The organism is Paenibacillus sp. S-12, from assembly GCF_030363895.1.
In the GTDB taxonomy this organism is placed as follows: domain Bacteria; phylum Bacillota; class Bacilli; order Paenibacillales; family Paenibacillaceae; genus Paenibacillus_B; species Paenibacillus_B alvei.
Map to the genome: position 1 here is coordinate 175,466 of NZ_JASIUF010000008.1, position 13,089 is coordinate 188,554.

Below are 13,089 nucleotides of genomic sequence, written 5' to 3' on the forward strand. Positions count from 1 at the left end.
GTATACGATCTATTGTAAATGAAATGGAAAGGGATGCAATGGAGAAAAGAAATATATTTCAATTTGGTATATATATGCAAACAATGAAAAGTTTCATGAAAATGAGATATATCGTATTGCTCAAATTTAAAATCTCGATATAATGTAGACAGGGCATGTGAATAATTAAACAACATGCTACTATGTAGTTTGAATATGGATCTTCAGGGCAGGGTGAAATTCCTGACCGGCGGTATGGGCGTAGCTGCCCGAGCCCGCGACTCGCTGTTCGCTTATTTGGTTGTTTGTAACGGTTAAGCGGAGAACGGAAGAACAGCGACTGACTTGGTGAGAAGCCAAGGCCGACGGTATAGTCCGGATGGAAGAAGATCTCGCACACGTTGTTTGGAACAACTGCATACAACAGGTCTAATGCGAATTTGTCTCTTCTGCATGTCTAGATCCGATATTCAACAACCTCGGAGGTTATTGAATATGGAACATCGTATCGAGGCCGACACACGAATGAACAGCTCCCGCAAAGGAGTATGGTTCGTCGCGATGGGAGCGGCATTGTGGGGTATTGGCCCACTGTTCCGGGTATGGGTAATGGAGTCGATGACTTCTACTCAGATCGTATTGATTGAGCATCTTATGCTCGCACTGTATGCGATCCCGGTATTATGGATTCACCGGAAGGAACTGCGCAACTGTACATGGAAGCATGTACTCGCACTGTTGTTCCTGTCATGGGGTGGCTCTGTCATTGCCACAATCATGTTCACAGAGGCATTTGCACACGGTGATGCGAATGGCGTACTGCTGCTGCAAAAGCTTCAACCGGTCTTTGCGATCATTTTGGCAAGATTGTTGTTGAAGGAGACGCTGCCGCGTCGGTTCTCTCTTTTGCTTCTGCTTGCCATTATCGGTACTTATTTATTGACTTTTGGATGGTCTTTGCCAATTGGGCACTATAATGAAGTGATTGGCTATAGCAGTATTTTGGCACTAGGGGCAGCATTCTTGTGGGGCGGCTCTACCGTAATGGGTCGAATGCTTCTCGACAAGATGGAATATGAGACCGTTACATCTCTTCGATTTGTAATGGCGCTCCCGCTGCTTATTGTGTTAACTTCAATCGAGTCGCCAAGCTGGAATTTTGCAGCCTCAGAATGGGGAACACTTTCGTTCTATATTTTCTTGCAGGCGCTGCTTCCAGGACTAGTAAGTCTCTTGCTCTATTATCGCGGTCTATCCAGTACAAAGGCTTCTTACGCAACACTTGCGGAGTTGTCATTTCCATTGGTAGGGATGCTAATGAACTGGATTGTGTTCCATCAAGTAGTCACGGGTGCACAAATTACTGGTTTCGTTCTCATCTGGATCGCGTTGTATATCGTATCAAGACAAAATTGACAGACAATAAGGGGGCACAGCATATGATCGGCTGTCGCTGCGAATTTGTCTTCTGAACATAAACGTAATCACATAGAACCCATCTGCAATGCCCCTGAACGCATTGTAGATGGGTTCTATTGTGTTTTCAGAAGAAAGAATTGATCGCGATCAGGATGATGATAACGCCGCTAAGCACAGTGCTGAACTGTCCTACTGTGTACCGTCCAATTCGAATATTGGCCAGTTTATGACCAAGCAATGCGCCAGCCCATAATGTAACGAAGCTCCCAATTGCTGCGGTCAATGATATGGCAAGCGGAGACAATCCTATTAGTCCGGCACTAAGACCATTTGTCAGCGCATTGGCAGACAGCGCGACACCAAGAATAGTTGCTTCCCACAAATTAATCGTTCCTGATTTATCCTTATCTGCTTCTTCGGGCTTCTGCAGCATGCGCTCCAACGCATAACCAGAATTTTCTCCACCGCTTGCTTTCAGGACTACTGTAGCTTCTTCCTTCGTATTCCCATGATGAGAAGTGAGTAAGACGATGCGCATGCCAACCACGAGCAAAATAAATGCCGCTAATAGAGTTGGTAATATACCTGGCAGTACCTTAGATATCCACTGGCCGAACATAAGGCCTGCCATGCTAAAGATAAAGCAAATGATTGAAATAAAAGCATTAGATAAAGCTCCAATCTTTATTTTCCGAATGCCGTAGGAAATTCCTACTCCTAAGTTATCTATACTCGATGCGACTGCTAATCCTAGGATCATAATCCACTGCATGCTGAACCTCTCCCTTGTTACTTTCGTACTTATTCAAACGATGAGTAATGGATTGACGTCCCTCTTATTCGTGCAGCATCTGCAGCACGGTTTCTCTGGGAGGAACGAATACTTGCTGATACTTACTTCCTGCCGGGTAGGGAAACGGAGATTTCAAATGGCATTCTCCTAGCTGGAATTTGCGTTTGGTGATCTCATCCACATAGAACACATTCCGAAACACTACTGATGCGCCATCATCGTAATGAACTTGAGAACATTTCAGGCAGTAATACATAGCTGTTCAACTCCTTATTGTGGGTATGGTTCGGTGCTGCTTGCAGCACTGTTGAGGTATCATATGTCACGATGTTGAGAGTTGTGATAAGGTATCGATCGAAATGTTGAAAAAAATTCAACAGAATGCGGTTGGCTTACGCATATGATCAATGGCATGTTGATGAAATACTGCTTGGTGTACGGAATGATCAGGTATTGGATTTGGTCTGCGGCCATCGTCCCGTTCGTTTTGTTCGCTTTGACACAATGGAAGATAAAATTATGGGGTAGGCAAGGCGAACCCGTGCATATACTGGTCATAATGAGAGCAAGGATTGCAAGTGATCAAGACAGGAGGTGAAGGCCATCGTACAGAGCAATCCACTGGGTGATATACTGAAAAAGTGCATGAAAGAGCAATCACTCTCGATGCGCAAGCTGAGTGAACAAACTGGAATGGATACAGCAACAATTTCTCGAATTATTAACGGTAAGCAGCCTGCCAAAATTCATCATCTCACTTCATTCGCCAAGCATTTATCCATTCCCGTTGAGCAATTGATGGAGGCCGTCGGCGTTGAATTCGGCAAGCTCGAATCGGTTCCTGTGGAGCCAACTGGCGATGAACTAAAGGAAGATACCATTCAATTTATAGTCAAGTCGATACAACTGCTCGATTATCCATTTACGAAGGAGCATGTCAGGCAGGAGCTGGATAAATATGAGCAATATGCACAAACCGATGAAGGTGACCGGATGATTCGCGACAATTTTCATGCTAAGGTTAAAGAAGTGAGCGGGTGGGGCCCCTTCATTGATCAATTGCATGATGCTTACGAGCAATATTGCAGCGATCAAGCAACGAGAGAAGAGCGGGCAATTTTAGGGAGTGCGCTGCTGTATTTTATTTTATCAGCGGATATCATTCCAGATTATCTGTTCCCAATCGGATATATTGATGACGCGATGGCTGTGCAGCTGGCAATGGAGAGATTATCTGACCTTCAGGCTTCTCAGCGTTTAGCAGAAAAATAGGGGTGTTCCATGTCGCAATTTGACCGGAGCACCCCTAGCCTTGTTGCATTCTATTTGGTCGATTGACTAAGAAGCAAGCCTAATGAAGAACGAAACAATCGAATTTGCCTTACGCTCTTGACATTGCATAAGGCAATGCGGATTCATCATATTGCTGCTCATGCGGCTCCTCTGCCATTGTGAAGGACAAGGCAGCTCCATCCTTTAATTGTTCGTGGTCAATATACAAATGGGACACTTGCTCACCATTTACACGCACACCAGCTACATATTTAGCTTCGGCAGAGTTGTTAGGTGCCTCAATGACAATTTGTTTTCCGTTGTCCAGGTTGACAGTCATCTTCTTGAACAATGGCGTTCCGAACACGTACTGTGGAACACCAGGCGTAAGAGGGAAGATGCCCATTGCGCCAAATACATACCAAGCAGCTAAACTGCCGTTATCCTCATCGCCCGGCAAGCCGTCAGGACGAGCGCTGAACAGTTCATCCATTGTCTTGCGCACCCAATGCTGCGTCAAGGAAGGGTAACCTAGAGCGCTATATACGTATGGGATATGGAAGCTTGGTTGATTACTAATCGCAAATTGACCGAAGTCGATTGCAGCCATCTCTGACATCTCATGAATTTCGAAGCCATAAGAGCCAACCTTGAACTCTGGATCCGCAGCGAACAATGCATCCAGTCGTTCTTTCAATTGCTTGCGTCCGCCGATCAAGTCTGCTAATCCAAGAAGGTCGTGCTGTACGGCCCAACTGCTCTGCCATGCCCCGCCTTCCGTATACGGGCCGCCCCATTCTGTAGCATCGAACGGCTCAAGCCAGCTTCCGTCTTCCAGCTTGCCGCGCATGAAGCCAATCGTTGGATCGTACAAGTGCTTGTAGTTGCGAGCGCGCTCCATCAGCTGCTTATACTCTGCATCGCGTCCCAAATGCTTGGCAATTTGTGCGATGCAGAAGTCGCCATATACATAGTCAAGTGTGTTGCACACACTCTCATGTGTATGAATATCAGCAGGGAGGAAGCCGTGCTTCAAATACTCCTGCATTCCTTTACGTCCTACACGATGATCATCAGCAACGGTCATCGCATGCTTCAGCAAACCTTCGAACGCAGTAGCCACATCGAATCCGGTAACACCCTTGGCAACAGAGTCTGCGAAGCTGACATCAATGAGCGTGCCTGGCATCATGCTGCGTTCACCCGGGGAAGCCCATTTTGGCATCCAACCGCCTTCTCTGTATGCATTGACCCAGCCCTGCATCATTTCGTTCATGAAGGACGGGTAGAGCAGGTTGTACAGCGGGAACGATGTACGATACGTATCCCAGAATCCGATGTCAGCGAAGAGCGGGCCTTCTTCAATTTTGCCATTGTAAGGACTGAAGTGGATTTGCTTATCATTCGCATCAAATTCATGGATTTGATGTGGGAACAGGGAAGTCCGATACAGACAAGTATAGAACGTGTCCAGCTTGTCCTTGTCATCGCTTTCGACTTGAATGACGCTTAACTGCTTTTCCCATACATCTGCTGCCAGCTTCTGTACTTCATCGAAGCTGCGCTCGCCAATTTCTCGATTCAGGTTAATGAAGGCTTGTTCTTCACTGATGAAGGATGTACTTACCTGTACGTGAACAACACGATTGGCTGGCACTTGCAGTCCTACATATGCGCCGAGGCGCTCATCTGTACCTGACAACCCTGCAACAGGCTTCGACTCATGATTTGTCAATCCGCTTGCCTCAGCATCGATTGGGCAGTCGAATTTCACAACGAAGTACATGCGGTAGTTATCGGGAGTTCCTCCAGCCTTAGCTGTCGTATAGCCCGTAAGTGTGCCATTCTTCGGATCAATCTTCATCGCGGATTCACCAGGGAATGGTGACAGAATCAACCGGGATTGCTCCAGGCGATCGAACGTCAGGCGCATGCTTGCACAGCGCGTCGTTGGAGCCAATTCCAATGTAGCTTGATAGCGCAGCATCCGAACTTTGAAATAGTCAGGACGTACAACCATGTCCTGTCTGCGGAAGGAGGAGGAACGCTCAGGCGCCCAAGCCTTCAATGGTCCGGATTGCGGCATGAATGTCATATGCCCGTAATCTCCGATCCAAGGACTCGGTTGGTGCGTAAGTCGGATTCCTTCGAAACGATTATGGTTTGGATTGAAGAACCATCCGCCGCCAGCTTCCGTCGTTTGCGGACTCCATGCATTCATAGCGAAAGGCAGGGAGATGAGCGGCAATGTGTTGCCGTTAGAATAAGGATATATCGAATCCGTACCTTGCAATGGGTTTACGTGAGATAGCAAGCTCATTTATTTTCGCTCCTTTGTACTTGTTGTGCGCTGTTTTTTGCAAATTACAATCGTGACAGACACATGTTCTTATTTTTTAAAATGTTATATTGAATATGACTTACATAATGTATTATATGATATAAATCTCTATCTATCCTATCATTATTTTAAAAAACCTCTCAATTTTTATGTTAGAATGTGGTTATCAAAAGGATGCTAACAGCAGGAGGTGTGTGCATGTTCCCGTACAATTTGCAAGGTGATAAGGAAATCTATAGTGATTTTCCGTTCACGCTGAAGATTCATCATCTTCAAGCCTCGGTTCCTGCCCATGTACATCAATTCATTGAGTTTACTTATGTCATAGAGGGAACTGGCATAGAGATGATCAACGGAGTGGAGAAGCAGCTGACACCAGGCACATTTACTCTCGTATTCCCTCATCAAGTTCATGAGCTAGCTATACAAGAAGGGGATGAGCTGCGGCTCTATGTCGGGGCAATCGGATTGAAGGCGTTTTTTGGTGCGGGGGAATCTCTCTTGGCCCTGCACAGTTTGCTGAAGGGAGCAGAGGGAGACAAGAATACAACCTATCATTTGGATTCGAGCACGTCGAACCGAATTCACTTGCTGCTGCAAGACATGTATGAGGAAATGCAAGAACACAAGCCTTGGAGCCGGATGATATACCTTGCAAAGCTTACCGAGTTGTTTGTATGGTTCGATCGATACCGGATTGCCCACTTGAATGAGGGTTCCCATATTGAGGACGATCATTTGCGGCGGGGAATGTGGGAGGTTGTCTATTATGTGTATCAAAATTTCAAAGAGGAGATTACGCTGGAGTTTCTTTCCAAGACATATAATTATAGCTCCTCTTATATTAGCACTGCCTTCAAGCAGTTGGTCGGCGAGAACTATTATTCCTTCTTGGAGCGGATTCGAATTGCACACGCGTGCAATCTGTTGATCAGTACGGATATGAAAATAACAGATGTAGCGTATGAAGCAGGCTTCCGATCTTATCCTACCTTTATTCGGGTATTCCAGAACCGAATGGAGATGAGCCCAACGACATATCGCAGGAAAAATCATATTGCACTATTGTCTTCCTAAAAATAAACAGGAGCTTCTTTGAATTCGTACGAAATGTACGGTCATTGAAGAAGCTCCTGTCGGTGGTGGTTTACAACCTTTATGATAGACAAATGCAGCTCTAGTCGCTATATGATTCGAATACAGCATTCGGATTCAGCAACAGTATGGCCATTTCTGAAAGAAACAAACGGCTCTTATAGTCGAAGCTTGATCGACCGCTTATATAGCGGATAGAGCCACTTTACGCCGCGAGGGGTTAAGGTGTCCGCAAGGAGATGGGAACCATATCCGAGCAGCGATACGAGAGCAACTCCTTCGAGCTCCAAATGCTGTTCTAATCCCCAGCCAATCGCTCCCCATAGCAGCGCAGCCCAGATTGTATGGGAGAGGCCGCGATGATTCAGCCACGGAACCCAGCCTACGAAAATTCCCAGTCCGATAAGCCAGCCCCAGCCCAGAAGCACACCGCCTATGAGCATAGCTCCTCCGACACAGCTGATGATAATGTTGCGAATTAATCCTTCCTTCGCTACAAAACCGAGCAAAAGCATAACAATGGTTAGAACGATTGCCTCCTGACTTAGCGATCCGCTCGTCGCATATAGATAAATAGCTCCTGCCACACAGCAGACGCCAAGCCACATGCATAAATTATGTACCCGTTTGGCTGCTTTGCCAATTCGTCTGCTCAGTATACTCGGTCCATCCAAATCCGCGCTGAGCGCAGACAATGCAGCGACAGCAAGGTAAATGGACGCATTCTGGATGGAGAATGGGTAATGCGCCGCAGCAGCGGCACCAATGGCCACACCGATACTAAGGTGTGTTGATCCTTTCATACATACTCCTTTCTAATGTACACAATCGACTTGTTTATACAAACGTATGTTTGCAAATCTATTATATCGTTAATAATAAAAAAATTAAATGTATGTTTTTTCAAATGAGAAATTGAACATTTATGGAAACAGTATTACAATCAAAGCGAGCGTTGCTTTTTCTGCCTTATACATGAACCTACTACTCATGAGAGAAGGAAAGGGAATCCAATGATTATGAACCCGACTCGTATCGAAAAAGACTTTTTAGGGGAGAAAGAAGTACCAGCCGAAGCTTACTACGGCATTCAAACGCTTCGCGCCGTAGAGAATTTTCCAATTTCGGGCACGCGGATGAACAAGGAATTAATTCGTGGCTTGGCCATTGTAAAGAAAGCTGCCGCCATTGCCAACATGGAGGTGAAGCAACTTCAAGCAGACACGTGCAATGCCATCGTACAAGCCGCGGATGAGATCATTAATGGTCAATGGCATGAACAATTCATCGTCGATCCGATTCAAGGTGGAGCAGGAACTTCGATGAATATGAATGCGAATGAAGTCATTGCGAATCGAGCACTTGAGTTGCTGGGCAAGGAAAAGGGCGATTACGCCAGCCTTAGCCCGAACAATCATGTCAATCGTTCTCAATCGACGAATGATGCGTTCCCAAGTGCCATTCATATTGCCGTATTAACGCTCGTAGATAAGCTCCTTGTCGTGATGAAAGATTTGCACAGCGCATTCTGCAGCAAGGCGAAGCAATTTGACCATGTCATTAAGATGGGACGCACACACCTTCAAGATGCAGTTCCGATTCGATTGGGCCAGTCGTTCGAAGCATATAGCCGCGTATTGGCAAGAGACATGCATCGCATTGAGCAATCGAAGCAGCATTTGTTTGAGGTTAATATGGGGGCAACTGCTGTAGGCACAGGTTTGAATGCGGATCCGCGATACATTGAGCGAGTGGTCGAACTCCTGGCGGAGATCAGTCAGCTACCGCTCGTCCATGCAGAGCATCTTGTGGATGCGACACAGAATACGGACGCTTATACAGAAGTATCTGCTGCGCTCAAAGTATGTATGATGAACATGTCGAAAATGGCCAATGACCTACGTCTGCTTGCATCAGGTCCACGCGCCGGATTTGGCGAGATTCGCTTGCCAGCCCGTCAGCCAGGTTCGTCTATCATGCCAGGCAAGGTGAACCCGGTTATGTGTGAAATTGTTAACCAGGTTGCCTTCCAAGTTATCGGCAACGACCATACGATATGCTTGGCATCGGAAGCGGGGCAGCTTGAGTTGAATGTAATGGAGCCTGTACTTGTATTCAATTTGCTGCAATCTCTGAGCATGATGCACAATGTATTCACAGTGTTCCGCACACATTGCTTGGAAGGAATTGAAGCCAACGAGGAGCGTTGTCGTGCGTACGTGGAGAATAGTGTAGGCATTATTACGGCATTAAGCCCGCATCTTGGTTACGAGGTATCTGCCCGCATTGCACGGGAAGCTACAGAGAACGGCAAATCCGTACGCGAGCTGTGCTTGCTGTATAACGTTCTGACAGAGGAAGAGCTCGACACCATTCTGGATGCGTATGAAATGACGAAGCCAGGAATTGCAGGTGCAGCCTTATTTGATCGGGAATAGCATATAGATTCAGGATGAAAGAGGGGCATCTCTAGCGGGATGCCTCTTTTTTCATGTTTCGATGCATACATTTTACTTTGACATAAGCAGCTATCTGATGATATATTTTATCGGCTTAAATATTTATAGAATGTTGATTGGAAAGGGATGTACTTGAAAGTGACAATTAGTCAAGACGAGAAGCCGAAATTGATTCCTACAAAAATTCTGAAATGCAGAAATCCAGAGTGTAAAGCATGGGTAAGAGACGAGTTCTCCTCCGATGAACAAAGTTGTCCGTTATGTAAAGGTCCAATGATTCGCAGCATTAAGCATTTGCCTGCCGTTCAGAATAAAATAAAGCGTCAACCTAAGAAAAAGAAAGAAGAGCTGTGGTAAGCAAGCGAACCTTCACTTACATATAGCCTCTATGTAAAAAGAGCCTCTGTAAAGATAATTTCGGTGGAGCCGTTATTGTTTTTGCAGCGGCTCTTTTGCTATGTGGGATGAAGGAGTGCGATATTGCGAATAATAGACCGAAAGTTTATATGCTTTAATATGTCTATTTGTAAGGAGTAGATACCGCAATGTCAGAATCAAATTCACCCCATATTCCTCAGCCGAAAACGTTTGGTCTGCTGGGGAATTTACCGCAGTTGAATTTGGAGGCGCCTGTTCAATCTATGGTGCAGTTGGCTGAGGAGTATGGCCCTATATTTCGCATTGATTTGCCGGGGAGAAGTGAAATTTTTATCTCTGGCCATGAATTGGTGAAGGATGCGTGCGACGAGTCACGCTTCGATAAGAACGTATGGGCACCCTTGCGAAGTGTGCGGGCATTTACCGGCGACGGGTTGTTCACAAGCGAAACAGCAGAGCCGAACTGGCAAAAGGCTCATCATATATTGCTGCCGAGCTTCAGTCAGTCGGCTATGCGCGGTTACCATGAGATGATGGTCGATATTGCAGTGCAGCTTATCCAAAAATGGTCGAGGCTCAATCCGGATGAAAGTATCGATGTACCCGAAGATATGACACGTCTGACACTTGATACAATCGGACTCTGCGGTTTCAATTATCGATTCAACAGCTTCTATCGCGATCAGCCCCATCCGTTTATTACAAGCATGGTTCGCGCTCTAAGCGAAGCGATGCATCAGCTTCAGCGCCTCAATATCCAAGATAAGCTCATGGTAGTCACGAAGCGGCAGTTTCACCATGACATTCAGTTCATGTATTCGCTCGTAGACAAAATCATTGCAGAGCGGAAGCAACAGCCGGAAGAGGCTGGACAGGATTTACTGAGTCATATGCTAAGCGGAAAGGATCCTGCAACTGGAGAGTCATTGGATGACGAGAACATCCGCTATCAGATTATTACGTTTCTTATCGCGGGTCACGAAACGACAAGCGGCCTGCTGTCGTTCGCCATCTATTACTTGCTGAAGCATCCCGCCTGCTTGCAGAAGGCTTACGAGGAAGTAGATCGAGTGTTGACGGATCCTGTTCCGACGTATGCACAGGTGAGACAATTGCCATACATACGGATGATACTTAATGAATCTCTTCGCTTATGGCCGACCGCCCCGGCATTCTCGCTATTTGCGAAAGAGGATACGCTGCTGGCTGGCAAGTACCCACTTGCGAAGGGGGAGAGTGTGAATGTGCTTGTGCCGAGGCTGCATCGAGACAGTGCTGTATGGGGAGAAGATGCAGAACAGTTCCGTCCCGAGCGCTTCGAGGATCCGAGCCAAATTCCTCATCATGCCTACAAGCCTTTCGGCAATGGCCAGCGCGCTTGTATCGGCCAGCAGTTCGCGCTGCAGGAGGCTGCGCTCGTTTTGGGCATGGTGCTCAAGCATTTCGAAATTATCGATCATACCAACTATCAACTAAAGGTGAAGGAAGCCTTGACGCTGAAGCCTGACGATTTTCGGATTCGCATTCGGCAGCGGAAGAAACTAGGGGCTGTCGCTTGGTCTGAAAAGGGAGCGGCGGCTGGAGAATCAAGAGAGCAGGAACATGTTCAGCAAGCTCCATTGGCCGAAGCGCACGACACTCCGCTTCTCGTCCTATACGGATCCAATCTCGGAACGGCCGAAGGAATTGCCCGCGAGCTGGCGGATGAAGGACGGTATCAGGGATTCTTCAGCCAGGTCGCCCCACTGAGTGATTATGTGGGCAAGCTCCCAAAGACCGGGGCCGTTCTCATTGTGACCTCATCTTACAATGGCAAGCCGCCAAGCAATGCACAGACATTCGTGGAGTGGCTGGAGCGATTAGATGATGGTGAGCTGGAAGGGGTTCGCTACTCTGTATTCGGATGTGGAGATCGCAATTGGGCTAGCACCTATCAAGATGTACCGCGATTCGTAGACGAGCAGATGCAGAAAAAGGGCGCTGAACGGCTTATGATGCGTGGGGAAGGAGATGCGAGCGGAGACTTCGAGCTCAACGTCGAAAGCTGGCGTACGAAGCTGTGGCCGGACATGATGAATGTGTTAGGATTGCAGCCGACCAAGCAATCCGAAGGTGCTCGCAGTACACTTACTGTCGAATTCGTGAAGGATTACGCAGGCAGTCGCCTGGCCCAATCGTATGAAGCGGTTCATGCTGAAGTAGTTAGCAATTGCGAACTGCAGCAGGAGGGGAGCGGACGCAGTACCCGCCATATCGAGATCGCACTGCCTAATGGAGTCACCTATGAGGAAGGCGATCATTTGGGCGTGCTGCCGCGTAATCACGCTGCTCAGGTTGGGCGCGTGCTGCGCAGATTCGGGCTAAACGGCAGTGATCATCTCATCGTCAATGCAAGCGGACGCAGCGCGGCTCACCTGCCTACAGGCCAACCTGTCAGCCTGTCCGATTTATTAAGCCATAGTGTAGAATTGCAAGAAGCGGCGACTCGAGCTCAACTGCGCGAATTGGCGTCTTATACGGCGTGTCCGCCTCATAGGCGTGAATTGGAATCACTTCTGACCGAAGATAAGTATGTAGCTGAGGTGTTGCGCAAACGGGTATCCATGCTTGATCTGTTAGAGAAATACGAAGCTTGCGAGATGCCGTTCGAGCGGTTTTTAGAACTGCTGCCTCCGCTTAAGGCTCGATATTATTCGATATCCAGTTCACCCCGCATTCAGGAGAAACGGGCGAGCATCACGGTTGGGGTTGTGCGCGGCCCGGCGTGGAGCGGCAATGGTGAATATCGCGGAGTTGCATCCAACTACTTGGCTGCTCGGGAAGCAGGGGACTCGATTCTGATGTTCGTCCGAACACCTGAATCGAGATTCCAGCCCCCAGCCGATCCTGTCACGCCAATCATTATGGTCGGTCCTGGAACCGGAGTTGCACCTTTCCGCGGTTTTTTGCAAGCTAGACAGGCGCTGCAGCAAGAAGGCAAATCGCTTGGACAAGCCATTCTCTATTACGGCTGCCGCAATGAGGCGGATTATTTGTACCGCGAGGAACTGGAGCGATATGTACAAGATGGAATCGTGATCGTACATACTGCCTTCTCGCGTAAGGAAGGTGAGGCCAAAACATATGTCCAGCATCTTATCGCGCAGCATGCGGAACAAATCATTGAATTACTGGATCAAGGAGCCCATTTGTACATCTGTGGAGATGGAAGCAAAATGGCGCCGGATGTAGAGGCAACTTTGCGGCAAGCTTACCAGACCGTGCACCGCGTCCATGAGCAGGAGGCGAAGCAGTGGCTGGAACGCCTACAAGCAGAAGGTAAATTCGCGAAGGATGTGTGGTCGGGGTTGTAA

At 47.5% G+C, this 13,089-nt stretch carries 9 protein-coding genes, 1 pseudogene and 1 riboswitch; of the genes and pseudogenes, 6 read left to right on the forward strand and 4 right to left on the reverse strand.

What is annotated here, in order from left to right; genetic code table 11:
- Window positions 1–195: 195 nt before the first annotated feature.
- Window positions 196–374: riboswitch (FMN riboswitch) on the forward strand.
- A gap of 100 nt (window positions 375–474) precedes the next feature.
- Window positions 475–1,395: a DMT family transporter gene (locus NO352_RS08370; protein WP_289355333.1), complete on the forward strand. Its 921-nt coding sequence runs from the start codon at window positions 475–477 to the stop codon at window positions 1,393–1,395.
- A 127-nt stretch (window positions 1,396–1,522) separates the two neighbouring features.
- Here NO352_RS08370 and ytaF read toward each other — a convergent pair whose 3' ends face one another.
- Window positions 1,523–2,170 carry a sporulation membrane protein YtaF gene (gene ytaF / locus NO352_RS08375; protein ID WP_289355334.1) on the reverse strand — a complete coding sequence of 216 codons (648 nt, stop codon included), beginning with the start codon at window positions 2,168–2,170 and terminating at the stop codon, window positions 1,523–1,525.
- A 172-nt stretch (window positions 2,171–2,342) separates the two neighbouring features.
- Window positions 2,343–2,447, reverse strand: a pseudogene (locus NO352_RS25085) (DUF3973 domain-containing protein); the annotation flags it as partial.
- Between the two features lie 347 nt (window positions 2,448–2,794).
- Here NO352_RS25085 and NO352_RS08380 point away from each other — a divergent pair.
- On the forward strand, window positions 2,795–3,463 hold the full coding sequence (locus NO352_RS08380) for a DUF1232 domain-containing protein (RefSeq protein ID WP_040736443.1): 669 nt from the start codon (window positions 2,795–2,797) through the stop codon (window positions 3,461–3,463).
- Window positions 3,464–3,572: 109 nt separating this feature from the next.
- Here NO352_RS08380 and NO352_RS08385 read toward each other — a convergent pair whose 3' ends face one another.
- Complete coding sequence (locus NO352_RS08385; RefSeq protein ID WP_289355335.1) at window positions 3,573–5,783, reverse strand: GH92 family glycosyl hydrolase; 2,211 nt, start codon at window positions 5,781–5,783, stop codon at window positions 3,573–3,575.
- 219 nt (window positions 5,784–6,002) lie between these two features.
- Here NO352_RS08385 and NO352_RS08390 point away from each other — a divergent pair, with 219 nt between their 5' ends.
- Entirely contained in the window at window positions 6,003–6,881 is an 879-nt protein-coding gene (locus NO352_RS08390; protein WP_005549463.1) for an AraC family transcriptional regulator, read from the forward strand.
- Window positions 6,882–7,057: 176 nt separating this feature from the next.
- On the opposite strand, the gene NO352_RS08395 is transcribed toward NO352_RS08390, so the two are convergent.
- On the reverse strand, window positions 7,058–7,702 hold the full coding sequence (locus NO352_RS08395) for a metal-dependent hydrolase (protein ID WP_005549462.1): 645 nt from the start codon (window positions 7,700–7,702) through the stop codon (window positions 7,058–7,060).
- A gap of 216 nt (window positions 7,703–7,918) precedes the next feature.
- On the opposite strand from NO352_RS08395, the gene aspA reads away from it, so the two are divergent.
- From aspA to NO352_RS08410, 3 genes are all read left to right on the forward strand, one after another.
- Entirely contained in the window at window positions 7,919–9,337 is a 1,419-nt protein-coding gene (gene aspA / locus NO352_RS08400; RefSeq protein WP_085981378.1) for an aspartate ammonia-lyase, read from the forward strand.
- A 159-nt stretch (window positions 9,338–9,496) separates the two neighbouring features.
- The gene (locus tag NO352_RS08405) at window positions 9,497–9,715 is read left to right on the forward strand and encodes a cold-inducible protein YdjO-related protein (RefSeq protein ID WP_040736347.1); all 219 of its coding nucleotides are present in this window, start codon (window positions 9,497–9,499) and stop codon (window positions 9,713–9,715) included.
- Window positions 9,716–9,903: 188 nt separating this feature from the next.
- Window positions 9,904–13,089 (forward strand): bifunctional cytochrome P450/NADPH--P450 reductase, encoded by a 3,186-nt coding sequence (locus tag NO352_RS08410; protein WP_289355336.1) that lies wholly within the window; start codon window positions 9,904–9,906, stop codon window positions 13,087–13,089.